General features: G+C 71.5%; 21 protein-coding genes and 1 pseudogene. 10 read left to right on the top strand and 12 right to left on the bottom strand.

The genetic code is table 11. The features are described from left to right. Position 1: 1 nt before the first annotated feature. From ACFPZJ_RS34055 to ACFPZJ_RS34085, 7 genes are all read left to right on the top strand, one after another. A complete protein-coding gene (locus ACFPZJ_RS34055) occupies positions 2-415 on the top strand; it encodes a roadblock/LC7 domain-containing protein (protein ID WP_023546525.1) in 414 nt (137 codons plus the stop codon). A gap of 111 nt (positions 416-526) precedes the next feature. Beyond that, on the top strand, positions 527-922 hold the full coding sequence (locus ACFPZJ_RS34060) for a DUF742 domain-containing protein (protein ID WP_159535968.1): 396 nt from the start codon (positions 527-529) through the stop codon (positions 920-922). Beyond that, entirely contained in the window at positions 903-1478 is a 576-nt protein-coding gene (locus tag ACFPZJ_RS34065) for a GTP-binding protein (protein ID WP_381029864.1), read from the top strand. Before ACFPZJ_RS34060 ends, ACFPZJ_RS34065 begins: the two co-directional genes overlap by 20 nt. 387 nt (positions 1479-1865) lie before the next feature. Further along, positions 1866-5144 carry a sensor histidine kinase gene (locus ACFPZJ_RS34070; RefSeq protein WP_381029866.1) on the top strand — a complete coding sequence of 1093 codons (3279 nt, stop codon included), beginning with the start codon at positions 1866-1868 and terminating at the stop codon, positions 5142-5144. Between the two features lie 10 nt (positions 5145-5154). Then, positions 5155-5568, top strand: a complete 414-nt coding sequence (locus ACFPZJ_RS34075; RefSeq protein WP_004983065.1) for a roadblock/LC7 domain-containing protein — start codon at positions 5155-5157, stop codon at positions 5566-5568. Positions 5569-5661: 93 nt separating this feature from the next. Then, positions 5662-6234: a DUF742 domain-containing protein gene (locus tag ACFPZJ_RS34080; RefSeq protein WP_381029867.1), complete on the top strand. Its 573-nt coding sequence runs from the start codon at positions 5662-5664 to the stop codon at positions 6232-6234. After that, positions 6215-6796, top strand: a complete 582-nt coding sequence (locus tag ACFPZJ_RS34085) for a GTP-binding protein (RefSeq protein ID WP_044384251.1) — start codon at positions 6215-6217, stop codon at positions 6794-6796. The genes ACFPZJ_RS34080 and ACFPZJ_RS34085 overlap by 20 nt, the downstream gene beginning before the upstream one ends. Before the next feature lie 206 nt (positions 6797-7002). Here the strand turns inward: ACFPZJ_RS34085 and ACFPZJ_RS34090 are convergent, their stop codons facing one another. From ACFPZJ_RS34090 to ACFPZJ_RS34100, 3 genes and pseudogenes are all read right to left on the bottom strand, one after another. Continuing rightward, positions 7003-7197, bottom strand: a complete 195-nt coding sequence (locus ACFPZJ_RS34090; protein ID WP_381029870.1) for an acyl-CoA carboxylase subunit epsilon — start codon at positions 7195-7197, stop codon at positions 7003-7005. Between the two features lie 57 nt (positions 7198-7254). Next, positions 7255-8862 (bottom strand): acyl-CoA carboxylase subunit beta, encoded by a 1608-nt coding sequence (locus ACFPZJ_RS34095; RefSeq protein WP_381029872.1) that lies wholly within the window; start codon positions 8860-8862, stop codon positions 7255-7257. Between the two features lie 154 nt (positions 8863-9016). After that, positions 9017-9412, bottom strand: a pseudogene (locus ACFPZJ_RS34100) (polysaccharide lyase beta-sandwich domain-containing protein); the annotation flags it as partial. Between the two features lie 383 nt (positions 9413-9795). On the opposite strand from ACFPZJ_RS34100, the gene ACFPZJ_RS34105 reads away from it, so the two are divergent. Further along, positions 9796-10353, top strand: a complete 558-nt coding sequence (locus ACFPZJ_RS34105; protein ID WP_381029874.1) for a YceI family protein — start codon at positions 9796-9798, stop codon at positions 10351-10353. Positions 10354-10586: 233 nt separating this feature from the next. Here the strand turns inward: ACFPZJ_RS34105 and ACFPZJ_RS34110 are convergent, their stop codons facing one another. The 7 genes from ACFPZJ_RS34110 to ureA all read right to left on the bottom strand — a co-directional run bounded on the left by ACFPZJ_RS34110 (position 10587) and on the right by ureA (position 18731). Next, positions 10587-11942 carry a hypothetical protein gene (locus tag ACFPZJ_RS34110; RefSeq protein ID WP_381029877.1) on the bottom strand — a complete coding sequence of 452 codons (1356 nt, stop codon included), beginning with the start codon at positions 11940-11942 and terminating at the stop codon, positions 10587-10589. 121 nt (positions 11943-12063) lie between these two features. After that, positions 12064-13668, bottom strand: a complete 1605-nt coding sequence (gene cimA, locus ACFPZJ_RS34115; RefSeq protein WP_381029879.1) for a citramalate synthase — start codon at positions 13666-13668, stop codon at positions 12064-12066. Positions 13669-14024: 356 nt separating this feature from the next. Next, complete coding sequence (locus ACFPZJ_RS34120) at positions 14025-14570, bottom strand: TetR/AcrR family transcriptional regulator (RefSeq protein WP_381030083.1); 546 nt, start codon at positions 14568-14570, stop codon at positions 14025-14027. Between the two features lie 50 nt (positions 14571-14620). Continuing rightward, complete coding sequence (locus ACFPZJ_RS34125; RefSeq protein WP_381029882.1) at positions 14621-15277, bottom strand: hypothetical protein; 657 nt, start codon at positions 15275-15277, stop codon at positions 14621-14623. Between the two features lie 9 nt (positions 15278-15286). Beyond that, positions 15287-16336, bottom strand: a complete 1050-nt coding sequence (locus tag ACFPZJ_RS34130) for an agmatine deiminase family protein (RefSeq protein ID WP_381029883.1) — start codon at positions 16334-16336, stop codon at positions 15287-15289. A 48-nt stretch (positions 16337-16384) separates the two neighbouring features. Then, complete coding sequence (locus ACFPZJ_RS34135) at positions 16385-18055, bottom strand: urease subunit alpha (protein ID WP_381029884.1); 1671 nt, start codon at positions 18053-18055, stop codon at positions 16385-16387. Position 18056: 1 nt separating this feature from the next. Beyond that, positions 18057-18731 (bottom strand): urease subunit gamma, encoded by a 675-nt coding sequence (ureA, locus tag ACFPZJ_RS34140; protein WP_381029887.1) that lies wholly within the window; start codon positions 18729-18731, stop codon positions 18057-18059. A gap of 142 nt (positions 18732-18873) precedes the next feature. On the opposite strand from ureA, the gene ACFPZJ_RS34145 reads away from it, so the two are divergent. Further along, positions 18874-20325: a cytosine permease gene (locus tag ACFPZJ_RS34145; protein WP_381029889.1), complete on the top strand. Its 1452-nt coding sequence runs from the start codon at positions 18874-18876 to the stop codon at positions 20323-20325. Positions 20326-20876: 551 nt separating this feature from the next. Here ACFPZJ_RS34145 and ACFPZJ_RS34150 read toward each other — a convergent pair. Both ACFPZJ_RS34150 and ACFPZJ_RS34155 read right to left on the bottom strand, forming a co-directional pair. After that, positions 20877-21965 (bottom strand): branched-chain amino acid aminotransferase, encoded by a 1089-nt coding sequence (locus tag ACFPZJ_RS34150; protein WP_381029891.1) that lies wholly within the window; start codon positions 21963-21965, stop codon positions 20877-20879. Positions 21966-22215: 250 nt separating this feature from the next. After that, complete coding sequence (locus tag ACFPZJ_RS34155) at positions 22216-23259, bottom strand: 3-isopropylmalate dehydrogenase (RefSeq protein ID WP_381029893.1); 1044 nt, start codon at positions 23257-23259, stop codon at positions 22216-22218. 132 nt (positions 23260-23391) lie between these two features. Here ACFPZJ_RS34155 and ACFPZJ_RS34160 point away from each other — a divergent pair, with 132 nt between their 5' ends. Then, the gene (locus ACFPZJ_RS34160; protein ID WP_381029895.1) at positions 23392-24954 is read left to right on the top strand and encodes a purple acid phosphatase family protein; all 1563 of its coding nucleotides are present in this window, start codon (positions 23392-23394) and stop codon (positions 24952-24954) included. The last annotated feature ends 39 nt before the right edge of the window (positions 24955-24993 follow it).

The following is a 24993-nucleotide window of genomic DNA, read 5'->3' on the forward strand; positions in this document are numbered from 1 at the left end:
GATGAGCCAGGCGGCACAGAACCTCAACTGGTTGATCACCAACTTCGTGGACAACACCCCCGGGGTGTCCCACACCGTCGTCGTGTCCGCCGACGGACTCCTTCTGGCGATGTCCGAAGGCTTCCCCCGCGACCGCGCCGACCAGCTCGCCGCCGTCGCGTCGGGGCTGACCTCGCTGACGGCCGGGGCCTCCCGGATCTTCGAGGGCGGCACGGTGGCGCAGACGGTCGTCGAGATGGAGCGCGGATTCCTCTTCCTGATGTCCGTCTCGGACGGCTCGTCGCTGGCCGTCCTGGCACACCCCGAGTGCGACATCGGCCTCGTCGGCTACGAGATGGCGCTCCTGGTCGACCGCGCGGGCGCGGTGCTCACGCCCGACCTGCGCGCCGAGCTCCAGGGCAGTCTGCTTCACTGAGCGTTCCCGGCACCACCCGTCTCACCAAATCACCGTCCGGCCGCCACAATCCCCCCACCGGCCTCGTCAGACGGCTTGACTGACCGACTTGCTGTCCCGCCCGGAGGATTCATGACCCCGCCCACCGCCTCTCATGATCCGTACGCGGAGCCGTACGAGGACGAGGGCGACCAGCCGCTGGTACGGCCGTACGCGATGACGGGCGGCCGGACGAGGCCGCGTTATCAGCTGGCCATCGAGGCACTGATCAGTACGACGGCAGACCCCGCAGCGCTCATGGGGCTGCTCCCGGAGCACCAGCGCATCTGCCACCTGTGCCGCGAGGTGAAGTCGGTGGCCGAGGTGTCGGCGCTGCTCAACATGCCGCTGGGCGTGGCCCGGATCCTGGTCGCGGACCTCGCGGAGGCCGGCCTGGTCGCCATCCACCAGCCGGGCGGCGACGAAACCACCGGTGCGCCGGACGTGACACTGCTCGAGAGGGTGCTCAGTGGACTTCGCAAGCTCTGAAGCGGGCCGCGCCACCACGTCCGCGAAGATCGTGGTGGCGGGTGGCTTCGGCGTGGGCAAGACGACGTTCGTCGGTGCCGTCTCGGAGATCAACCCGCTCCGTACCGAGGCCGTGATGACGTCCGCCAGCGCGGGCATCGACGACCTCACCCACACCGGGGACAAGACCACCACCACGGTGGCCATGGACTTCGGCCGCATCACGCTCGACCAGGACCTGATCCTGTATCTGTTCGGTACGCCCGGCCAGGACCGCTTCTGGTTCATGTGGGACGACCTGGTGCGTGGCGCCATCGGCGCGGTGGTCCTGGTGGACACCCGTCGTCTCGCCGACTGCTTCCCGGCCGTCGACTACTTCGAGAACAGCGGCCTGCCCTTCGTGGTCGCCCTCAACGGCTTCGACGGCCAGCAGCCCTACGCTCCCGAAGAGGTGCGCGAGGCGCTGCAGATCGGACCGGACACCCCGATCATCACCACCGACGCCCGGCACCGGTCCGAGGCCAAGAGTGCGCTGATCACGCTGGTCGAGCACGCCCTGATGGCACGGCTGAGATAGCACCCAAATCAGAAGCGCCATACGGCAGTTGTCGTAGATGCACCGGAGCCGGCTGTGTCCTTTGACACGGTCGGCCGCGGCGTTCATAACGTTTCGGCAGAGGAATCGGGTGGTACGGCCACGCGTCGCGGTCGGCCGGTCTCGCTGCGCGCACAAACGCCCCGCCTTTTGGCGGGGCTCGCTCTTTATGACCGTTTTATCTGGGGCTTACAAGTGCGTGCTTCGGAGGTTTCCACTGTTTGGAAGAGCGCAGGTCGACATGCTGGAATGCCTGAACTGCCCCATAGTCAAAGACGTACTCAGCAGTAGCGCGTACTCGATGACGACATGGGCTCTGAGACACTGCGGCACAACGTTGGTGCCGACCGCCGAGAGGTTGTTGGTCGAGTGAGGCGAAGCAAGAACAGTCCCGAGCCGTCGGCCCGGGGCAACTTCACCCCGCCGCCGCGCACAGCGGCGCCCGCCCCCGTGCCCGGTTCGGAGCCAACGGCCGCGCCCGCCCCGAGCGGCGGCCGTCTCTCCCCGCGCAACTGGCGGGTGGCGACCAGACTCAACGCGATCCTCCTCATACCCGTGGTGGTCGGCCTCGTCATGGGCGGCTTCCAGGTGAAGAGCTCGATCGACACCTGGCAGGAGGCCGAGGACGCCGAGAACACCGCGCGTCTGGTGCGGGCCTCCTTGCTGTACGCCAACGCCCTCTACAACGAGCGCGACGTCACCGCGGCCCCCCTGCTGAAGGGCAGCGCCCAGACGGCGCAGGACAAGGCGACCGTCACCGAGGCCCGCAAGGCCACCGACGAGGCCGCCGACGCCTTCGACGAGGCGGCCCAGAGCATGCCGGGCAAACCCGGCCTGGAGCGCCGCCTGAAGCTGTTCCGCAAGGCCGAGCCGACACTGACGCAGCTGCGCGAGGACGCCTACACCCCCAACCTCAAGGGCGTGGAGACCGAAGAGGGCTACGTCGAGGTCGCCCATCCCCTGACGGAGTTCGCCAACGAGCTCGGCCTGGGCACCGGCAACATCACCAGCTACGGCCGGACCGTGTACGCCATCGAGCTCACCAAGGCGGCCCTGTCGCTCCAGCGCTCGATCGGCATGCACATGCTGATCAAGCCCGGTCCGGAGAGCCAGGACCTGGCCAGGCAGCGCGTCGCCCTCTCCTCGTACGCGTACCTCGAGGGCATCGCCATCGAGGAGTACAAGGGCGGCGGAACCGAGCAGGACGCCGCCAAGCTGGTGACGGCCGAGGCGCAGATCAGGGCGGAAGGCGCCAAGATGGCCGCGGAGGCCAGGGCCAAGAACCCGGACTACGTCCCGCCGCCGTCCAAGCCGACCGCGATGGTCTCCGCCCTCGCGACTCTGCGGAGCACGGACCCGAGCGAGCGCCTCGCGCTGGCCCAGAAGGGCATCACCCCCGAGAACTGGTGGGCCGTCAACACCCTCAGGTTCAACGCGTACCAGAAGATCGAGTCGGAGATGGCCGACAAGGCGGTGAACGAGGCCTCCCAGATCGCCGACGACGCCCAGCGCGACGCCTACATCACCGGTGCCGCCGTCGTGGTCGCCCTGCTCGCCGCGTTCATCCTGGCCGGCATGGTGGCCCGCCAGATGAGCCGCTCCATGCGCCAGCTGCGCAACGCCGCCTTCGGCATCGCCGAGCAGCGCCTGCCGATGCTGGTCGACCAGCTCTCCCGCACCGACCCCGGCCGTGTCGACACCCGCGTCGCCCCGATCCCGATCAACACCACCGACGAGATCGGCGAGGTCGCCCGCGCCTTCGACCAGGTCCACCGCGAGGCCGTCCGGCTCGCCTCCGAGCAGGCCCTGCTGCGGGGCAACATCAACGCGATCTTCACCAACCTCTCGCGCCGCAACCAGTCGCTGATCGAGGGCCAGCTGACCCTGATCACCGACCTGGAGAACAACGAGGCCGACCCGGACCAGCTGGAGAACCTCTTCAAGCTGGACCACCTGGCGACCCGTATGCGCCGCAACGGCGAGAACCTCCTCGTCCTCGCGGGCGAGGAGCCCGGCCGCCGCTGGGACCAGCCGGTGCCGCTGATCGACGTGCTGCGCGCCGCCTCCTCCGAGGTGGAACAGTACGAGCGCATCGAGCTGCAGGGCGTCCCGGAGGCCGAGATCCACGGCCGGGCCGTGACCGACCTCGTGCACCTGCTCGCCGAGCTGCTGGAGAACGCCACCACGTTCTCCTCCCCGCAGACCAAGGTCCGCGTCACCGCCACCCGTCTCCCCGACGGCCGCGTGATGATCGAGATCCACGACAAGGGCATCGGTCTCACGGCCGAGGACTTCGCGGACATCAACCACAAGCTGGCCAACCCGCCGACCGTGGACGCCGCGATCTCCCAGCGCATGGGCCTGTTCGTGGTCGGTCGCCTGTCCGACCGGCACGGCATCCGCGTCCAGCTGCGCCCCTCGGGCGAGCAGGCCGGCACCACCTCGCTGGTCATGCTGCCGGACGCCATCACGCACGGCGGCGGCGGCGAGCAGCACGTCGACCGCGACGAGTTCACCGTCTCGCAGATCATCCCCGAGCAGAACTTCGGCGGGGAGAACTTCGACCAGCCGATGCGCACCGCCGCCGAGCTCGGCTTCGACGACAGCCGCTACGCGGACGTCCCGGACGACATACGCGAGCTCGACCCCGTCGGCCGCTCCCTGATGCGCGAGGAGCGCCGCGCGGCCCTGGAGGCCCAGACGCAGGGCCAGCAGCCGCAGCAGCACCCGCAGGAGTCCGTCGAGGCGCCCGACTACGGCGACCAGTTCGCCGGCGGGCAGGGTTACGGCGACGGCCGGAACGGCTACGACAACGGCCAGGGCGGCTACCAGGAGCAGTCCTCCTCCTACGACGGCCGGCCGGCGTACGAGGAGCAGCAGACGTCGTACGACGCACCGCAGGGGACGTCGTACGAGGATCAGTACTACGCGCCGGGCGGCGGGCTGCCGCAGAACGACCCCTTCTCCTCCAACGGCGGTTACCCCGAGCCCTCCTATGCGGAGCCGGCTCAGGAGGAGCACGCGTCGGCGGGCAGCGCGACCCAGGAGACCTTCCCGGCCTTCGAGCAGCGCCGCCACCAGGACGACTGGCCTCAGCAGGACGGCTACCGCAACGGCTACCCGGCCCAGTACCCTGCGGATGCTCCGGAAACGGAATCCGCGCAGGCCGCTGACGCGAGTGAGCAGGACCGCGTAGGCTTCGACCGTCCGGGACCGGCTCCCTCCGCAGGCCACGCGTTGACCGACGCCGGGCTGCCCCGCCGCGGATCCACCGCGAGCGGCGTGAACGGCACGGGCGGCGCGCGGCACGGGCGCCAGGAGCCGCCGGCCTCCACGCCGGAGAGCAACGGCGACAGCGGCTGGCGTTCGGCGAACGACGAGCGCTGGCAGCAGGCCGCGCAGCTCCGGAAGCCCAAGGCGGGCGGGGTCACCTCCTCCGGCCTGCCGCGGCGGGTGCCCAAGGCCAACCTGATCGAGGGCGCCGCCGAGAGCACCCCCCAGGGAGGCCCACAGGTCTCCCGCGCCCCGGAGGACGTCCGGGGCAGGCTGAGCAACCTGCGGCGCGGCGTCCAGCGAGGCCGCAACGCAGGCAGTGAAACGAACGGCCAGGGCTTCGGTCCTGACAGCACCTACAACCAGGAGCGTTAGTGTGAGCCCGATGAGCCAGGCGGCACAGAACCTGAACTGGTTGATCACCAACTTCGTGGACAACACCCCGGGGGTGTCCCACACGGTGGTGGTCTCCGCCGACGGACTCCTTCTGGCGATGTCCGAAGGCTTCCCCCGCGACCGCGCCGACCAGCTCGCGGCCGTCGCCTCCGGTCTGACGTCTCTGACGGCAGGCGCCTCCCGGATCTTCGAGGGCGGGAGCGTCAATCAGACGGTTGTGGAGATGGAGCGGGGCTTCCTCTTCATCATGTCCATCTCCGACGGTTCCTCGCTCGCGGTTCTCGCACATCCGGAGGCCGACATCGGTCTCATCGGGTACGAGATGGCGCTTCTCGTGGACCGAGCCGGTACGGTCCTGACGCCGGACCTTCGTGCGGAGCTCCAAGGGAGCCTTCTCAACTAACGGGCGTACGGTGCGTTTTGGCGTCCCGGCACCGTAAGGTTTCGGGACGCGGCTCCACATGATGGGCGCCAGGCACAGTCGGAGGAGGAGAAAGTGGCAACACCCCCAGGCGGTTCGTCCTCGGGCAACTGGTCGTACGGCCCTGCCCAGGGCCCGAACGACGGTTCCCAGAACCGGTACAACTTCCCCTCCACACCGAGCCACCGGCAGCCGTACGCGCCGCAGGGCCCCGGCCCGTCGCCGTACGACCAGCCGCCGGCACCGCGCATCCAGCCCGTGCAGCCGCAGCGCCGCACCCCCGAGCCGGCGCCCGCCGGGGCGTCGAACAACCCCCTGGTGCGCCCGTACGCCATGACGGGCGGTCGTACCAGGCCGCGCTACCAGCTCGCCATCGAGGCACTGGTGCACACCACCGCGCAGCCGCACCAGATGCAGGGCCAGTTGCCCGAGCATCAGCGGATCTGCAACCTCTGCCGTGAGATCAAGTCGGTGGCCGAGATCTCGGCTCTCCTGACGATCCCTCTCGGCGTGGCCAGGATCCTCGTCGCCGACTTGGCGGAGGCGGGACTGGTCGCCATCCATCAGCCCGGCGGCGACGAGAACGCCGGTGGCCAGCCAGACGTGACACTGCTCGAAAGGGTGCTCAGTGGACTTCGCAAGCTCTAGCGGCGGTCCTTCCCGCTCCACCACCTCCGCGAAGATCGTGGTGGCGGGCGGCTTCGGCGTGGGCAAGACCACGTTCGTCGGCGCCGTCTCGGAGATCAACCCGCTGCGCACGGAGGCCGTCATGACGTCTGCTTCGGCGGGCATCGACGACCTCACCCACACCGGGGACAAGACGACCACGACGGTCGCCATGGACTTCGGCCGTATCACCCTGGACCAGGACCTGATCCTGTACCTGTTCGGTACGCCCGGCCAGGACCGCTTCTGGTTCATGTGGGACGACCTGGTGCGCGGCGCCATCGGCGCGGTGGTCCTGGTCGACACGAGGAGGCTCGCCGACTGCTTCCCCGCCGTCGACTACTTCGAGAACAGCGGCCTGCCGTTCGTCATCGCCCTGAACGGCTTTGACGGCCAGCAGCCGTACTCGCCGGACGAGGTGCGGGAAGCGCTGCAGATCGGACCGGACACGCCCATCATCACGACGGACGCGCGGCATCGGGCCGACGCGAAGTCGACGCTGATCACGCTGGTGGAGCATGCGTTGATGGCGCGGCTGCGGTAGGCGTTCTCCGGGTGCTGCGGGACAGCCCCTGGCGGCCACTGGCCTGCCGGGGGCTGTCGCGTTGCCGGGTGCGGCCGGTGGGTGGTCGCTCGTGCCCACGCGGCGGAGCCGCAGCGGTACGGCCCCACGCCCGTTGAGGCACTGCCCTCGGGCAGACGAAAAGGCCCCTCCACTGTGGGAGGGGCCTTTCCTCGTGTCGCTGTGGGTCAGCGCCAGCTGTGCGGGGCGCGGAAGCCCGGCTCGCGCTCCAGCCGGCGCCAGCCGGCGCGGCGGCGGCCACGGTGGGCCGGGGGGGTGTCGGCGGGGCGGGCTGCCGCGCGGGCCAGGAGGATGGCCGTGATCGCGGCGACTTCCTCCGGCTCTGCGTGGCCCTTCTCGACGCGAATGTCTGGGGTGTCCATGGGTGTCAGTCTCCGTGAGAGAGAGGTCCGCGGGGTTGCCGCGATGGGTCCACCGGGTTACTGGGGCGGGTTGCCGTGCTTGCGGGAGGGCAGGTCGGCGTGCTTGGTCTGCAGCATGGCGAGGGACCTGATGAGGACCTCGCGGGTCTCGGCCGGGTCGATGACGTCGTCCACGAGGCCGCGCTCGGCCGCGTAGTACGGGTGCATCAGCTCGGACTTGTACTCCTTGACCATCCGCGCCCGCATCGCGTCGGGGTCCTCGGCCTCGGCGATCTGGCGGCGGAAGATGACGTTGGCCGCGCCCTCCGCGCCCATGACGGCGATCTCGTTGGTGGGCCAGGCGTAGGTGAGGTCGGCGCCGATGGACTGGCTGTCCATGACGATGTAGGCGCCGCCGTAGGCCTTGCGCAGGATCAGCGAGATCCGCGGCACGGTCGCGTTGCAGTAGGCGTACAGCAGCTTCGCTCCGTGGCGGATGATGCCGCCGTGCTCCTGGTCGACGCCCGGGAGGAAGCCGGGGACGTCCAGGAACGTGACGATCGGGATGTTGAAGGCGTCGCACATCTGGACGAAGCGTGCGGCCTTCTCGGACGCCTCGATGTCCAGCACGCCGGCCAGCACCTGCGGCTGGTTGGCGACGATGCCGACGACCTGTCCGTCCATCCGGGCCAGTGCGCAGATGATGTTGCGCGCCCAGCGCTCGTGGACCTCCAGGTACTCGCCGTCGTCGACGAGCTCCTCGATGACCTTGGCCATGTCGTACGGACGGTTGCCGTCCGCCGGAACCAGGTCCAGCAGGGTGTCCGAGCGGCGGTCCACGGGGTCGGTGGACTCCACCCGCGGCGGGTTCTCGCGGTTGTTCTGCGGGAGGAGGGAGAGGAGGTAGCGGACCTCCGCGATGCAGGTCTCCTCGTCGTCGTAGGCGAAGTGGCAGACGCCCGAGGTCTCGGCGTGCACGTCCGCGCCACCCAGGCCGTTCTGGGTGATCTCCTCACCCGTCACCGCCTTGACCACGTCGGGGCCGGTGATGAACATCTGGGAGGTCTCGCGGACCATGAAGACGAAGTCCGTCAGGGCGGGGCTGTACGCCGCGCCGCCCGCGCACGGGCCGAGCATCACCGAGATCTGCGGGATCACCCCGGAGGCCTTGGTGTTGCGCTGGAAGATGCCGCCGTAGCCGGCGAGGGCGACGACGCCCTCCTGGATGCGGGCGCCCGCGCCGTCGTTCAGCGACACGAGCGGGGCACCGGCCGCGATGGCCATGTCCATGATCTTGTGGATCTTCTTGGCGTGGGCCTCGCCCAGCGCGCCGCCGAAGATCCGGAAGTCGTGGGCGTAGACGAAGACCGTGCGGCCCTCCACGGTGCCCCAGCCGGTGATCACACCGTCGGTGTACGGCTTCTTGGCCTCCAGGCCGAAGCCGCTGGCCCGGTGCCGGCGCAGCTGCTCGACCTCCCGGAAGGAGTCCGGGTCGAGGAGGAGCTCGATGCGCTCCCGCGCGGTCAGCTTGCCCTTGGCGTGCTGCGCCTGGGTCGCCTTCTCGCTCGGGCCGGCCAGTGCCTGCGCACGGATCTCGTGCAGTTCGGCCACACGTCCGCGCGCGTCGGTCGGCTCGCCCGGGGCCTCGCCCTGTGCCTCACCCGGCGCCTCATCCAAAACGGTCATGTAGCGACCTTACGAAGCCCGGCAAGGAATGCGAGCCGTCGACTCCTCACAGTCTCCGGCGTGTTTTCCTGGTACACCTGAACAGAACCTGGGCCGCATGCAGCCGTTCCGACTGCTCAGGGGGGCTTTGCCTTGTAGGGGTCACACAAAGGCGTCAGCTGAGAGTCACCTCACATCGGTGGGTGGCACATACCTCCCCCGGAGTGACACGCACGCGCAGCCGGGCGCCTGTCGCCAGGACCTCGACCGTCCCGTCGGCCCGGACGAAGGCCCGGACGGGGCAGCCCTAAGTGATCTCCAGCGGTTCGCCCGTTCGGGGTGGTTCGCTCACGCAGAGGGTAGCGGTACGGCCCCGGCGGCGGATCAGCACGCTCGCCGCGGCGGACGCGGCCAGCGGGCCGGCCGTACCCGGTCGCCAGAAGCCGGCGGCCGTCAGACCGAGGGAGGGGACGGCGACCGCCTGGCGTGCGCTGTCGTTGGCGAGCACCGACAGCCCAGCGCGGTCGGCGGCACGGCGGGCAACCGCTGCGAGGGAGGCGCCCGGCATGAGGCGGGGCCGGCGCCGCCGGTCGCTGCCAGGGCCGTCGCGGCGAGCAGGAGGGCGCGGCGGGGCAGGCTCCGGGCCCGGCGCCGGGAGGTCACGCCCTGCCTCTGCCAGGAGCGCGGGCGCCTGTCAGCCGGAAGGGTCCAGCAGCCGCCGGAACGGCCGAGGGGGATTCCGCGGGGGCCCGGCAGGGTGAGCCAGCCGGGCACGTCCGCGACGTCCCGGGTGTGCCGTACGGCGTCCCGGACCGCGCAGGCGACTGGGCGGGGGCATGAGGTGATCCATGCGCGCCACACCCGCAAGAACTGTTGAACATTGAACGGAATAGGACTACGGTGGGTCGTGTTGAAGTAGTTGAAACTTAAACGGACCATCAGGAGGAGGACACCATGAGCACCAACGCCAACCTCGCCACGCTGACCGGCGACTACACGATCGACCCCGCACACACCACGATCGGCTTCACGGCCCGCCACGCCATGGTCACCAACGTCAAGGGCAAGTTCCTCGACTTCGCCGGATCGCTGCACCTGGACGGCACCGATCCGTCCCTGTCCAGCGCGTCCATCGACGTCAAGATGGACAGCATCGACACCGGCAACGCCGACCGCGACGGGCACCTGAAGAGCGCGGACTTCTTCAGGACGGACGAGTTCCCGACGATGACCTTCCGCTCCACCAAGGCGGAGGCCCTCGGCGGCGACGACTACCGCATCACCGGCGACCTGTCCATCCTCGGCGTCACCCGGCCGGTCACGATCGACCTCGAGTTCAACGGCGCCGCGAAGGACCCCTTCGGCAACGAGCGCGTCGGCTTCGAGGGCAAGGCCACGATCCTGCGCTCCGAGTGGGGCCTGACCTGGAACGCCGCACTGGAGACGGGCGGCTTCCTGGTATCCGACAAGATCAAGCTGAACTTCGACATCTCGGCGATCAGGAACGCGTGACGGCGCCGCGCCCGAGCACGTGACGCCGCCGCGCCCGGTCCCCACCGCGAATACGCCCGCCTTCCACTCCCCGCGCCGGAGGGCGGGCGTTCGCCTGTCCGCTGGGGCGGTGGCCAACCGGTCCGCGGGGGCGGCGGCTCACCTGTCCGCGAGAGCGGCGGACCCATTCGCGCGGGGCCGCCGAGCTGCGCCGGGACCAGCCTTCGGGTCGGGCCGTGAGGGCGGTGATCCGCTCAGAATCCGCCGCCGAAGTCACCGCCCCCGCCGAAGTCACCGCCCCCGAAGTCGCCACCGCCGAAGCCGCCCGAGAAGTCGTCGGTGTTGAAGTCGGCTCCGGACAGGTCACCGCCCTCGTAGCCGCCGAAGTCGCCGTAACCGGCGCCGTAGTCGGCGGCGTAGGACGGCGTGGCCATCATGCTGCCGAGCATCGTGCCGATGAGGAGGCCGGGCAGGATGCCGCCGCCGAAGTAACCGCCGGCCCAGGGGCCGTAGGCCGGGCCCGCGTCCCAGTAGGGGCGGCGGCCGTACTCGGTGTCCACCTCTCGGATGACCGGGTCGCGGCCGTCGGCGAGGCGGGTGGCGTCGGCGGCGCACACCGGCACCTCGCGCGTCGCGCCGCCCGGCGGGGTCCAGGTGGCGTCGACGACCGAGGGTCCGTGACGCGGGTCGAAGAAGCAGGGCGGGCGGCGCTCGGGCAGCGGGCGGCCCTCGCGGCGGGCGGCGAGGGTGGCCAGGGCGAAGCGGCCGTCCTCGACGGCCTGGGTGACGGCCCGGACGTCCTCGGGTTTCGTGGCGGCCGCCATCAGCGACTTCGCCTGCTCGTAGGCGTCGAGGGCGTGCTCGTAGTCCGCGCGCATCGCGTCGTCGGCGCCGGGTTCGCCGGGATGGAAGTCGAGGCGGTCGAGCTCCTCGCCGAAGGCGGTGATGTCCTCGTCGACCACCACCCGCAGCCTCTCCAGGGCCGCGCGCTGCTCCTCGGCGTGGCGCCGCCGGTTGCGCCGTGCGAGGGCGTACGCGCCCGCGCCGCCGGCCGCCAGCACGGCGCCGGTGGTGATCAGCGCAGCGGTGGGCACGCCGTCGCCGCCGGAACCGTCGGTCCAGGTGCTCGGCGCCGAACCGCCGACGTTGCGCAGCGCGTCGTCGACGAAGTCGTTCAGCTGGGCCTTGGCGTCACCCGCGCCCCGCACGGCCGTGACCAGGTTGTCCACCGCCTGGCGGCTCAGCACGCTGCTGTCGGCGCGCGCGTCGAACTCGTCGCCGAGCCGGATGCCGTACAGGCCGGTGACGCCGGTCTCGGTGCGCAGGTTCTGGAAGAGGTTCTCGGTCGGGTAGTCCGCCGGGAGGACCGCCACGAAGACGGGTTTGTCAGCGTCCTCGATCTTGTCGGCGAGCGCTTCCGCGTCCGCCTCGGACAGCTGCGCGGTGGCCTCCGGGTCCACATACACGGGACTCTCGCGCAGCGCTTCGGCGACTCGGGAGAGGTCCGTGGCCGCGTGCGCCCCGGGCGCACCGACCATCAGCGCCGCCAGTACGGCGGCGACCGGCACGATCAACAGGCGTACGAGGGTACGCACCAGCGCGGCCTTCATATGTTCGAAGCTACCCGAATCGGCAAAGAAACGGCATAGAAAAGCAGATCGGTCCTGGTGGGGCTTTTCCCACCAGGACCGACACCACGGACGGACCCCCTCGGGAACGCGCCCGCGCGCCTCATTCCGCCGGCGTCACCCCGGCGCGCAGCAGCCCGTACGTGTACGCGTCCTCCAGCGCCTGCCACGACGCGGCGATGACGTTTTCGGCGACACCCACCGTGGACCACTCCCCCGCGCCGTCGGTGGTGGAGATCAGGACACGGGTCGTGGACTGGGTGCCGTGCACGCCCTCCAGGATGCGGACCTTGTAGTCGACGAGGTCGAGCTTGGCGAGCTGCGGGTAGATCTTCTCCAGCGCCACGCGCAGGGCGCGGTCGAGGGCGTTGACCGGGCCGTTGCCCTCGGCGGTGGCGACGATGCGCTCGCCCTTGGCCCACAGCTTGACGGTGGCCTCGTTGGCGTGGCTGCCGTCGGGGCGGTCCTCGACGATGGCGCGCCAGGACTCGACCTCGAAGTAGCGCAGCGGCCTGCCCTGCACCTCGGTGCGCAGCAGCAGCTCGAAGGAGGCGTCGGCGGCCTCGTAGGTGTAACCCTTCAGCTCGCGTTCCTTCACGCGCTCCACCACGCGGCCGACCAGCTCCCGGTCGCCGCCGAGGTCGATGCCGAGCTCCTTGCCCTTGAGTTCGACCGAGGCGCGGCCCGCCATGTCGGAGACCAGCATCCGCATGGTGTTGCCGACCAGCTCGGGGTCGATGTGCTGGTAGAGGTCCGGGTCGACCTTGATCGCGGAGGCGTGCAGGCCGGCCTTGTGCGCGAAGGCGGAGACGCCGACGTAGGGCTGGTGGGTGGAGGGGGTGAGGTTGACGACCTCGGCGATGGCGTGCGAGATGCGGGTCATCTCGCGCAGGTGGCCCTCGGGCAGGACCTTCTTGCCGTACTTCAGCTCCAGGGCGGCGACGACGGGGAACAGGTTGGCGTTGCCGACGCGCTCGCCGTAGCCGTTGGCGGTGCATTGCACATGGGTGGCGCCCGCGTCGACGGCGGCGAGGGTGTTGGCGACCGCGCAGCCGGTGTCGTCCTGGGCGTGGATGCCGAGGCGGGCGCCTGTGTCGGCCAGGACGGTCGAGACCACGGCGTGGACCTGGGCCGGGAGCATGCCGCCGTTGGTGTCGCACAGGATCACCACGTCGGCGCCGGCCTCGGCCGCCGTGCGCACCACGGACTTGGCGTACTCGGGGTTGGCGCGGTAGCCGTCGAAGAAGTGCTCGCAGTCGACGAACACGCGGCGCCCCTGGGAACGCAGGTGGGAGACGGTGTCGCGGACCATCTCCAGGTTCTCGTCGAGGGTGGTGCGCAGGGCCAGTTCGACATGGCGGTCGTGGGACTTGGCGACCAGGGTGACGACCGGGGCGCCCGAGTCGAGCAGAGCCTTGACCTGCGGGTCCTCCGCCGCCTTCGCGCCCGCCCGGCGTGTGGCGCCGAACGCCACCAGCTGCGCGTGCCGGAACTCGATCTCCTTCTGGGCGCGGGCGAAGAACTCGGTGTCCCGGGGGTTGGCGCCCGGCCAGCCCCCCTCGATGAAGCCCACGCCGAAGTCGTCCAGGTGCCGTGCGATGGCCAGCTTGTCCGCGACCGTGAGGTTGATGCCCTCGCGCTGGGCGCCGTCGCGCAGGGTGGTGTCGAAGACGTGGAACGAGTCGTCGAGCTCGCTGGTTTCCGTCATGGTCTGAAGGCTCCTGTATTGGATCTCGGTCTACCGGAATGACCGGTTCCACCGTCCCCCCATGGTCCCTCGCGCTCGCCTCCCGGCTGTGGGTGGGCCAGGAAACAGAAAAACCCCTCGCGGGTGCGAGAGGTCTGCGCGCGGGTCGAGGACGACGGTGTCCGCCCGTACGTGGTCGTTACTGGGCGGTCACTGCGGACCGGCGCGCCTGCTGCCAATAATCGTGGCGAACGAGAGCACGGAGGCAGTTTGGCACACCCCACCCCCGTGCTCACCCTCCGTCTCAGGATGCGAGCAGTTGCGTGATCACCGCAGGCGGCGGACGAAGCCGTCGGTGACCTCGTCGGTGTTGGCGCTCAGGAGTCCGCGAGGAGGCCGTCCGCCACGAACTCCCGTACGTGGCGCAGGACTTGGGCTCGGTCCGTGCCGCGCAGCCCGATGGCGACGTGGATGGAGAAGCCGTCCAGCAGGGCGCGCAGGCGGGCCGCGAACCGGTCGGGGTCCACGGGCCGGAACTCGCCCCGGGAGATGCCCTCGGCCAGCAGGGCGACCAGGTCGCGGTGCCAGGCGCCCTCGATGGCGGCCTGCCGGTCGCGGGCGTCGCCGTCGGCGCCCTTCGAGCGGTTCCAGACCTCCAGCCACAGCGTCCAGTGCGGGTCTCCGTGCCCGTCGGGCACGTACAGGTCCACGTAGGCGTCCAGGCGTTCGCGGGCCGGTGCGGGGCGGGTGAGGAGCCGGCCGCGTGCGGCGCCGAGGCGGCCCTCGCTCCACTCCAGGGTGCGCAGCAGCAGTTCGTCCTTGGAGCGGAAGTAGTAGAGGAGGTGACCGCTGCTCATACCGACCTCACGGCCCAGCGCCGCCATGGTGAGCTGCTCCAGCCCGCGCTCGGCGATCATCGCCATGGCGGCGGCGAGCACGTCCTCGCGCGGCGGGGCGGGGGTACGGCGTCGGGTCACCGGCCGGCCTCCGGGGACCTGGCGGCCGGGGCGGTCCCCGTGGCCCGTACGGGGTGTGCCGTGGGCGTGGCCGGTACGTCCGGCGCGGCTGGCGGGGTCGGCTCGGCCGGCGGGGTCGGCTCGGCCGGCGGGGTCGGCTCGGCCGGCGCGCCCTGCGCGCCCTGCGCGGCCACCACCCGCACGGCCCCCGCGACGAGGCGGGTCTCGTAGCCGCTCGTGCAGTCGGCGGCGACGATCGCGACCTCCGCCCCGCAGCCGCACACGTGGCTGACCCCCTGCGTGCCGTCCGGGCCGCAGCACCCGATGAGGCGGGAGCCGTCGGCGTGCGGTTCGACGCCGACGACGCCGAGCGGGTGCAGGACGTACGTGCCGCGCGGCCCCGCGGAGACCAGCGGGCCGCGCTCGTCGGACCGCCACCCCCCGCCCGGGACCACCCCGTCGTACTCGTCGAGGGGTCCCTCGAACGGCACGTACGGCGCTCCGTGCGGCAGCGGATCGACGACGTACGTGCCGCGCGGGACGCTCGCCGGAGGGCGTCGCCGGCCGTCGGGGCCGGGCAGTCCGTCCCAGCCCGGGTGCCGGGGCGGCGCGTCGAGGAGCCGGACGGGCTCGGTCAGGCCGCGACCGCAGGCCGCGCAGAGCAGTACGTTCACCCGTACGTTCTACCTGACGCCGGCCCTCGGCTGCTGCTGGGTGATGCAGTGGATGCCGCCCCCGCCGGCGAAGATCGGGCGGGCGTCCACCAGGGTCACGGTCCGCTCGGGGAACAGGCGGCGGAAGACGCCGGCCGCGAGTTCGTCGCGCGGGTCGTCGAAACCGCACAGCACCACTCCGCCGTTGCAGACGTAGTGGTTGATGTAGGAGTAGTCGGCCCAGTGGCCGTCGGCCTCCAGCACGGTCGGGGCGGGCACCTCCACGACCTCCAGGCGGCGGCCCCGCGCGTCCGTCTGCGCCCTGAGCAGGCCGATGACCTCCTTGGTCACCTCGTGATCGGGGTGCGCCGGGTCGGGCTGGGAGTGCGCCACCACGACGCCCGGGCGGGCGAAGGCGGCGACGATGTCGACGTGGCCGAGGGTGCCGAAGCCGTACGGGGGGTAGTCGCCGGTCAGACCGCGCGGCAGCCAGATCGCCTTGCGGGTGCCGAGGTGGCCGTGGATCTCCGCCTCGACCTGCTCCTTCGTCCAGCCGGGGTTGCGCTCCGGGCCGAGCTGCACGGTCTCGGTGAGCAGGACGGTTCCCTCGCCGTCGACGTGGATGCCGCCGCCCTCGTTGACGAGCCTGGAGGTGTACGTGCGTGCGCCCGCGAGGTCCGAGACGTACGCGGCGATCTTCGCGTCGTGCTCCCAGCTGGCCCAGTCCTGGGCGCCCCAGCCGTTGAACGTCCAGTCCACGGCGGCCAGTTCGCCGGTGCCGCTGGTGAGGAAGGTGGGTCCGATGTCGCGCATCCAGGCGTCGTCGAGGTCGCGTTCCACCGTCTCGACGCCCTCCCCCAGCAGGGCCCGGGCCTCGGCCGACCCGCCGGGCCCGCACACCACCGTCACCGGCTCGAAACGGCGCACCGCCCGGGCGACCGCGGCCCAGGCGATCCGGGCGGCGGCCAGTTCCTCGGCATCGTCGAACGTCGCGTTGGCTCCCGGCCACGCCATCCAGGTGCGCTCGTGCGGGGCCCACTCGGCGGGCATGCGGAAGCCGTCGGCGGCAGGCGTGTTCATGGAGGCGGTCCTTAGCGGAATCGGAACTGAGCGGAAGGGGAGTGGAGGTCAGAGGAAGTAGAGCCGGTTGAGGGAGACCGAGTCGGCGGGCTCGGAGTGCAGGGGTTCGCCGTCGAGGGTGACCAGGCCGGTGCGCTGGTCCACGTCGACGGAACCGGTACGGGAGTTGCGGCGCAGGTCGGCCGGGCCGATGCCGCGCGTGCCGCGCACCGCGACCCTGCGCCGCCGGGTCGGCATCGTGTCGTTGCCCTGGTCGAGGGCCGCCCGCGCGACGAAGGCGACGGAGATGTCGGCCGGGGTCGCGCCGTGTGCGCCGAACAGCGGCCCCAGAACGAGGGGTTCGCAGGTGTCGGTGGCCGCGTTGGGATCGCCGACGACACCGTACGCCGGAAAGCCGGCCTTGAGGACGAGCTGCGGCTTGGCGCCGAAGTACTCCGGGCGCCACAGCACGATGTCGGCGAGCTTGCCGACCTCGATCGAGCCGACCTCGTGGGACAGACCGTGCGCGAGGGCGGGGTTGATGGTGAGCTTGGCGATGTAGCGCAGGACGCGTTCGTTGTCGTGGTCGTCGGGCGCGCCGAGTTCGGCCTTCATCTTCCCGGCCATGGCGAACGTACGGCGGACCGTCTCGCCGGCCCGGCCCATGCCCTGCGCGTCCGACGAGGTGATGCCGATCGCGCCCAGGTCGTGCAGTACGTCCTCGGCGCCCATGGTTCCGGCGCGGATCCGGTCGCGGGCCAGGGCGGCGTCGCCGGGCAGGTCGGTCTTCAGGTCATGGACGGAGACGATCATGCCGTGGTGCTCGGCGACGGCGTCCCGGCCGAAGGGCAGGGTGGGGTTGGTGGACGAGCCGATGACGTTCGCGACGCCCGCCATCTTCAGGACGTTGGGCACGTGCCCGCCGCCGCAGCCCTCGATGTGGAAGGCGTGGATCGTGCGGCCCTCCAGCACCCGCAGGGTGTCCTCGACGGACAGGCACTCGTTCAGCCCGTCGCTGTGCAGGGCGACCTGGACGTCGTGCTCCTCGGCGACCCGCAGCGCCGTGTCCAGGGCGCGGGTGTGCGCCCCCATGTCCTCGTGGACCTTGAAGCCGGACGCGCCGCCCTCGGCCAGCGCCTCGATCAGGGGTGCCGCATGAGACGACGAACCCCGGCCCAGGAAGCCGATGTTGACCGGCCAGGCGTCGAACGCGCCGAACGCGTGCCGCAGCGCCCAGGGCGAGTTGACGCCGACGCCCCACACGGGACCGAACTCCTGCCCGATGATCGTGGTCACGCCGGAGGCGAGCGAGGCCTCCATGATCCGCGGTGACAGCAGGTGGACGTGGGTGTCGACGGCCCCGGCGGTGGCGATGAGGCCCTCGCCGGACACGATCGAGGTGCCCGTGCCGACCACGACGTCGACGCCGTCGAGCGTGTCGGGGTTCCCGGCCCGCCCGATCCCGCTGATGCGGCCCTCCCGGATGCCGATGGACACCTTCCGCACGCCCTGCACGGCGTCGATCACGACGACGTTGCTGACGACGACGTCACAGGTCTCCCGGACGGCCGCCGCCTTCAGGTGCAGCCCGTCGCGGGCGGTCTTGCCGAACCCGGCGAGGAACTCGTCGCCGTGGCGCTGGGCGTCGGACTCGACGCGGATCACCAGTCCCGAGTCGCCGAGCCGGACGCGGTCACCGGCCCGGGGGCCGTGCACCGAGGCGTACGCGTAGGGGTTCATCTCACGCTCCCAGATATCCGCAGGCCGCGGCCCTGCGCAGGGCCTCCTCCTTCGCCCCCGGCGCGTCCAGCGGCCCGTCGACGAGCCCGGCGAAGCCGATGGCGATCCGGTCACCTCCGATCGGGACGAGCCCGACCTCTACGCACTCGCCGGGCCCGAAGCGCACGGACGACCCGGCGGGCACGGCCGGCCGCATCCCGTAGGCCGCCGAGCGGTCGAAGTCGAGCCGCGGGTTGGCCTCGAAGAAGTGGAAGTGGGAGGTGACGGAGACGGGCACGGTGGCGGTGTTGGTGACCGTCAGCCGCACCGTCGCCTCGGGGTCGGCGTGCTCGGGCCCCGGCAGCAGCGCGCCCGGGGCCCGGTCTCCGAGCCCGCCCCCGATCGGGTCGGAGACGACCGCGAGCCGGGAACCGTCGTCGAAGACCGCCTCGACGTGCACCTCGGTGACCACGTCCGCGACGCCCGGCAGCACGTCGTCGGGGCCGAGCACCGACCGGGCGCGCTCGATCGCCCCGGCGAGCCGGGCGCCGTCGCGGGCCGCCTCGCACACGGCGTCGGCGATCAGCGCGGTCGCCTCCGGCACATTGAGCCTCAGTCCGCGCGCCCGGCGGGCCCGGGCCAGCTCGGCCGCCGAGAACAGCAGCAGCCGGTCACGCTCCGTGGGCGTCAGTCTCACGTCCCGGCACCTCCTTGCTTCCAGATTTTAGAGCAGCACTCTAAACGCGAGATTCTCGGATGCCAACCATTGACGGAACAGCACATCCACGACACATTGAGCGCCATTCAAACACCAGCGCGGCCGTCTGAGGAGACCAGCCATGCCGACAGAACAGCGCGGAGTCGACACCATCCCGGAAGAGGAGCGCACCAGCGGGCCGCGCGATCTCGTCTCGATCCTGCTCGGCTCCAACCTCTGCCTGGGCGTGATCGTCTTCGGCTGGCTGCCGCCGTCCTTCGGCCTGGACTGGTGGGCGTCGGTCAGCTCCGTCGTGGTCGGCACGCTCGTCGGCACGGCCCTCACGGCGCCGCTGGCCCTGATCTCGCTGCGCACGGCGACCAACCTGTCCACGCCCTCCGGCGCCCACTTCGGGGTGCGCGGCCGGCTCGTCGGCTCGGTGGTCGGCCTGCTGCTCGCCCTCGGCTACACCACGCTGACCGTGTGGATCGGCGGGGACGTGACGGCGAGCGTGCTCGGGCGCCTGACCGGGCTGCCCGCGAACGACGTGTCGTACGGCGTCGTCTACGGTCTGCTCGCCGCGGCGACGGTCGTCGGCGCCGTGTACGGCTACCGGGTGCTGCTCGCGATGTCCCGCGTGCTGGCCTTGGGGATGACGGCCCTGCTGGTGCTGGGGTTGGTCGCCTACGCCCCGACGTTCACGACGTCCGCCCTGCCCGAGGCGGGCGGCTACCTCCTCGGCGGTTTCTGGCCCACCTGGCTCCTGGCGACGGTGGCCGCCGGCCTGTCGGGCCCGATCGCCTTCATCACCCTCCTCGGGGACTACACCCGCTACATCTCCCCCGCCCGCCACTCCTGCCGCCGCGTCCTGCACGCGACCTGGCTGGGCCTGGGGCTGGGCCTGCTGGTGCCCCAGCTGTTCGGCACGTTCACGGCGTACGCGGCCCGTGCCGCCCTCGACTACGCGGGCCCGCTGGTCGACGCCGCCCCCGTCTGGTACCTGGTCCCGCTTATGCTCACCGCCTCCGCGGGCTCGGTCGGCAACGCGGGGCTGATGCTGTACTCGATGGGCCTGGACCTGGACGCCATCCTGCCCCGCGCCTCGCGCGCCACGGCCACCTGCACGGTCGCGGTGATCGCCACGGCCTGCGTCTTCGCCGGCCACTACGCTTCGACCGCGCAGGACGCGATGACGTCCTTCGTCCTGCTCCTGACCGCGATCGGCACGCCGTGGGCGGTCATCACCCTCATCGGCTTCGCCCGCTGCCGCGGGGTGTACGACGCGGACGCCCTGCAGGTCTTCAACCGCCGTTCCCGGGGCGGCGTCTACTGGTACACGGCGGGCTGGAACCTCCCGGCCACCGTGTCCTGGGCGCTGGGCGCCGTGGTGGGCCTGCTGTCGGTGTCGCTGCCGCAGTACGAGGGACCGCTGCTGTCCCTCACGGGCGGGGTGGACTGCAGCTTCCTGCTGTCGGGGCTGGTCGGCGGTGCCGTCCATCTCGGACTGACCGCGCTGGGCACGCCCCCGGCCGCGGCGCCGGCCGCCGACCCGGCCCGGACGACGGCCTCGGCCGCCGAGCCCGCCGAGCGCTGACCCCCGTTCCCGCACAAGCCGCCCGGGCCGGACGGGGACGGCCGTCCGGCCCGGGCTTCGCCCCGACCGGGGCCGGGTGGGCTGCGGTGGGTGACGGCGACGAGGTCGCTGCGTGGTCGGCGGCCCGGTACCCCTCGCCCGGCACGGCACCGGCGGCGCGCCACGGCCCGGCGGCGCATGGGCGGCGCACCACCCCGCGGTCACGGCGGCGCACCCGCCGCGCTCCTCCGACCGGGCCGCCGGCGTCGGGCGCGACAGGGCCGTGCCGACGCGGGCGGGCGGCTCCGCGGGACCGACAGGAGCCGGTAGCCGCCGAGGCCCACGCGCGCGGCCGTCGTCCGCCGCGAGACGGCCCGCGCTCCGGGCGAGGTCGGCGTGCACAGACAGGGAGGTCAGGGAACAGGCCGTCCTCGCGTGCACCGCGAGACGCCCGCCGGCAGATCGGTGCGCTCGGCACGGTCGTCAGCACGCCGCCCTCGCCCGTGAACGCCATGCAGCGCCGCCCCCGCCGGAAGACCGGCGGGGGCGGACTCGCGAAGGGCGGGGCCGGTTCAGCCGAGACGGTGCATCCAGCCGTGCTTGTCCTCGGCGGTGCCGCGCTGGATGTCGAGGAGGGCCTGGCGGAGGCGGAGGGTGACCTCGCCGGGCTCGCCGCCCGACTGCTGCCACTCGGCGCCGGCCCGCTTGACCGTGCCGACCGGCGTGATGACGGCCGCCGTGCCGCAGGCGAAGACCTCGGTGAGGGTGCCGTTCTCCGAGTCGCGCTGCCACTGGTCGGCGGAGACACGGCCCTCCTCGGCCTCGTAGCCGAGGTCGCGGGCGACGGTCAGCAGCGAGTCACGCGTGACCCCCTCCAGGATGGAGCCGGTCAACGAGGGCGTGACGATCCTGTCGCCGTACACGAAGTACAGGTTCATGCCGCCGAGCTCCTCGACCCAGGTGTGCTCCACGGCGTCGAGGTAGCAGACCTGGTCGCAGCCCTTGGTGGCGGCCTCGGCCTGGGCGAGCAGGGAGGCCGCGTAGTTGCCGCCCGTCTTGGCGTCGCCCATGCCGCCGGGGACGGCGCGGACGCGGTCCTCGGAGACCCAGATGGAGACCGGCTTGACGCCGCCGGGGAAGTAGGCGCCGGCCGGGGAGGCGATGACCAGGAACAGGTACTCGTTGGCGGGCTTCACGCCCAGGCCGACCTCGGTGGCGATCATGAACGGGCGCAGGTAGAGGGACTCCTCACCGCCGTGCGCGGGCACCCACGCCTTGTCCTGCTTCACCAGGGCGTCGCACGCCTCGATGAACGTCTCGACCGGCAGCTCGGGCATGGCGAGGCGGCGGGCGGAGCGCTGGAAGCGCTCGGCGTTCTTCTCGGGGCGGAAGGTGGCCACCGAGCCGTCGGGCTGGCGGTAGGCCTTCAGGCCCTCGAAGATCTCCTGGGCGTAGTGCAGGACCGTGGTGGCCGGGTCGAGGGAGATCGGCGCGTACGGGACGAGCTGGCCGTCGTGCCAGCCCCGGCCTTCCGTCCACTTGATCGTCACCATGTGGTCGGTGAAGTGGCGGCCGAACCCGGGGTTGGTCAGGATCGCCTCGCGCTCGGCGTCGGCGAGGGGGCTGGCGGAGGGCTTGAGCTCGATCGTGGGCGTCGTCATGGGTTGTTGTCCTTCACCGTTGTGTGTGACGGGCCGCGCTCACGCCCGTACTGCCAGTGGCCAGTGCTAGGACGTCCGAGCATTCCCTCATTCGGCGGCTCCGCGTTCGATTATCGCAAGCGGAGTCCGCGGAAGAAATCGGCGTGAATGCGGTCCGGATGGTAGATGGTGACACCCGGCGGGGACATGGGGAAGCCGCCGGGCGCTCGATGACCCGGCGGCTTCGTGTGTGTCGAGGAGCGCGGCGGGGTCAGCCGGCTACGCGTACGGCCAGCGCGTCGCCGATCTCCGACGTGCTGCGGGCGGGCTTGCCGGTGCGCTCGGCGAGGTCGGCGGAGACCGCGTCCTCGATACGGGCGGCCTCGGCCTCGTAGCCGAGGTGGCGCAGCAGCAGGGCGACGGACAGCACCGTGGCGGTGGGGTCGGCCTTGCCCTGGCCGGCGATGTCGGGCGCGGAGCCGTGCACGGGCTCGAACATCGAGGGGAACTCGCCGGAGGGGTTGATGTTGCCGCTCGCGGCGACGCCGATGCCGCCGGAGACGGCCGCGGCGAGGTCGGTGATGATGTCGCCGAAGAGGTTGTCGGTGACGATCACGTCGAAGCGCTCGGGCTGCGTGACGAGGTAGATCGTCGCCGCGTCCACGTGCATGTACTCGGTGGTGACCTCGGGGTACTCCTCGGCCACCCTGTTGAAGACGTCCGTCCACAGGTGACCGGCGAAGGTCAGCACGTTGTTCTTGTGGATCAGCGCCAGCTTCTTGCGCGGGCGGGCCTGGGCGCGGGCGAAGGCGTCGCGGACCACGCGCTCGACACCGAAGGCCGTGTTGACGGAGACCTCGGTGGCGACCTCGTGCGGCGTGCCCTTGCGGATGGTGCCGCCGTTGCCGGTGTACGGGCCCTCGGTGCCCTCGCGGACCACGACGAAGTCGATCTGCGGCTCGCCGGCCAGCGGCGTGGCCACGCCCGGCAGCAGCTTGCTCGGGCGCAGGTTGACGTGGTGGTCGAAGGCGAAGCGGAGCTTGAGCAGGAAGCCGCGCTCCAGGACGCCGGACGGCACCGACGGGTCGCCGATCGCGCCGAGCAGGATGGCGTCGTGCCGCTTGAGGGCGTCGAGGTCGGCGTCGGTGAGGGTCTCACCGGTGGCGTGGTAGCGCCGGGCGCCGAAGTCGTACTCCTTGGTCTCCAGCTTCACATCCTGCGGGAGGACGGCGGAGAGGACCTTGAGGCCTTCGGCCACGACTTCCTGGCCGATGCCGTCACCGGGGATCACTGCGAGATTGATGCTGCGAGACATGCGGGCACCCTACTCCTCGTCCCATGGGATGACACGCGCTGTCCGCGATACGGACATGCCGCGCCAGGGTGTCGGCTGCCGTTCACCCGCATGTGGGGCGGGCGTTGGCGTTCGCTGGGAAGTTCTCCAGCCATGGAGATCCCCGACTTCGGTGTCCCGCCCCGGCTCGCGGGCCGGATGAGCATGGCGGAACAGCACGAGTACCTGCGCACCCGGCTGTCCCGGCGCCGCACGCTGGCGACGGCCGGCGCGGTGGCGGGCGGACTGCTGACCGGCTGTTCGAGCCCGGGAAGCGGTGCGGCGACCAGGAGCCCGTCCCCGGCCACCTCCAGGGCCCCGGGCTCCTACGTCACGCCCTTCGGCCGCCATCTCGCCTTCGGGGCCGACCCGAGGACGCAGATGCGGATCTCCTGGCAGGTGCCGCTCGCGGTGCGCAAGCCGTACGTCAGGGTGGGCCTGCGCCCCGACGAGCTGGGCGACAAGGTCGAGGCGGAGCTGCGCGACCTGCGCACCCCGGAACTGAGGGGCGTACGGCCGGCGGTGGAGCAGTACTACCTGCACACGGCCCTGGACGGTCTGCGGCCGGGCACGACGTACTACTACGGCGTCGGCCACGAGGGCTTCGACCCGGCCTCGCCGCCGCACCGGTCGACCATCCACTCCTTCCGCACGGCACCGGCGCGTCCGCCGGAGCGGTTCGTGTTCACCGCCTTCGGCGACCAGGGCGTCGGCAGGGACGCCGCGGCCAACAACCCCCTTCTGCTGCGTCAGAACCCGGCCTTCCACCTGCACGCCGGGGACATCTGCTACGCCGACCCGACGGGCAAGGGCAAGGAGTCGGACGTCTTCGACGCCACGCGGTGGGACCTGTTCCTGAAGCAGACCGAGCCGGTGGCGCGGTCCGTGCCGTGGATGGTGACGACCGGCAACCACGACATGGAGGCCTGGTACTCCCCGGACGGCTACGGCGGCCAACTCGCCCGCTTCTCCCTGCCGGACAGCGGCTTCGACCCGCGCACCGCGCCGGGGGTGTACGCGTTCAGGTACGGCAACGTCGGCGTGGTCGCGCTGGACGCGAACGACGTGTCCTACGAGATCCCCGCCAACCTCGGCTACACGGAGGGCCGGCAGACGAGCTGGCTGGACCGGACGCTCGGCGAGCTGCGGGCGGACCGGGACGTCGACTTCGTGGTCGTCTTCTTCCACCACTGTGCGTACTCGACGTCGACGCACGCCTCCGACGGCGGGGTGCGCGCCGAGTGGCTGCCGCTGTTCGCCAGGCACCAGGTGGACCTGGTGATCAACGGACACAACCACGTGTACGAGCGGACCGACGCGATCCGGGACGGTGAGGTCGGCAGGCCGGTGCCGGTCGGCGGGTCGACGGACCCCCGCCGGGACGGGACCGTGTACGTCACCGCGGGCGGCGGCGGCAAGGACCTGTACGGCTTTCCGGCGGGCGTGGCGGAGAGCTACGAGGGCAACGTCGCCGACCGCGAGTCGGTGGACACCTTCCGGTGGACGAAGTCACGGCTCGCCAGGAAGGAGAGCGTGACCTGGTCCCGGGTGCGGTACCGGGGCTTCTCGTTCCTCACGGTGGAGGCGGTGAGCGGTGCGGCCCCGAGACTGACGGTGTCGGCGCTGGCGCAGAGCGGCGAGCGGATCGACCACTTCGAGGTGCGGCGCGGCCGGTGAGACCGTGCCGCACCCGAAGCGCGGGTGCGGCTCCCGGGT

The sequence above is a fragment of the Streptomyces bullii genome, assembly GCF_042657145.1.
Classification (GTDB): domain Bacteria; phylum Actinomycetota; class Actinomycetes; order Streptomycetales; family Streptomycetaceae; genus Streptomyces; species Streptomyces bullii.

Coding starts and splice junctions, on each gene's coding strand:
- ACFPZJ_RS34055 (WP_023546525.1), top strand. CDS start 2: ATGAGCCAGGCGGCACAGAACCTCAACTGGTTGATCACCAACTTCGTG.
- ACFPZJ_RS34060 (WP_159535968.1), top strand. CDS start 527: ATGACCCCGCCCACCGCCTCTCATGATCCGTACGCGGAGCCGTACGAG.
- ACFPZJ_RS34075 (WP_004983065.1), top strand. CDS start 5,155: ATGAGCCAGGCGGCACAGAACCTGAACTGGTTGATCACCAACTTCGTG.
- ACFPZJ_RS34090 (WP_381029870.1), bottom strand. CDS start 7,197: ATGGACACCCCAGACATTCGCGTCGAGAAGGGCCACGCAGAGCCGGAG.
- ACFPZJ_RS34095 (WP_381029872.1), bottom strand. CDS start 8,862: ATGACCGTTTTGGATGAGGCGCCGGGTGAGGCACAGGGCGAGGCCCCG.
- ACFPZJ_RS34105 (WP_381029874.1), top strand. CDS start 9,796: ATGAGCACCAACGCCAACCTCGCCACGCTGACCGGCGACTACACGATC.
- ACFPZJ_RS34110 (WP_381029877.1), bottom strand. CDS start 11,942: ATGAAGGCCGCGCTGGTGCGTACCCTCGTACGCCTGTTGATCGTGCCG.
- cimA (WP_381029879.1), bottom strand. CDS start 13,668: ATGACGGAAACCAGCGAGCTCGACGACTCGTTCCACGTCTTCGACACC.
- ACFPZJ_RS34120 (WP_381030083.1), bottom strand. CDS start 14,570: ATGGCGATGATCGCCGAGCGCGGGCTGGAGCAGCTCACCATGGCGGCG.
- ACFPZJ_RS34130 (WP_381029883.1), bottom strand. CDS start 16,336: ATGAACACGCCTGCCGCCGACGGCTTCCGCATGCCCGCCGAGTGGGCC.
- ACFPZJ_RS34135 (WP_381029884.1), bottom strand. CDS start 18,055: ATGAACCCCTACGCGTACGCCTCGGTGCACGGCCCCCGGGCCGGTGAC.
- ACFPZJ_RS34145 (WP_381029889.1), top strand. CDS start 18,874: ATGCCGACAGAACAGCGCGGAGTCGACACCATCCCGGAAGAGGAGCGC.
- ACFPZJ_RS34150 (WP_381029891.1), bottom strand. CDS start 21,965: ATGACGACGCCCACGATCGAGCTCAAGCCCTCCGCCAGCCCCCTCGCC.
- ACFPZJ_RS34155 (WP_381029893.1), bottom strand. CDS start 23,259: ATGTCTCGCAGCATCAATCTCGCAGTGATCCCCGGTGACGGCATCGGC.
- ACFPZJ_RS34160 (WP_381029895.1), top strand. CDS start 23,392: ATGGAGATCCCCGACTTCGGTGTCCCGCCCCGGCTCGCGGGCCGGATG.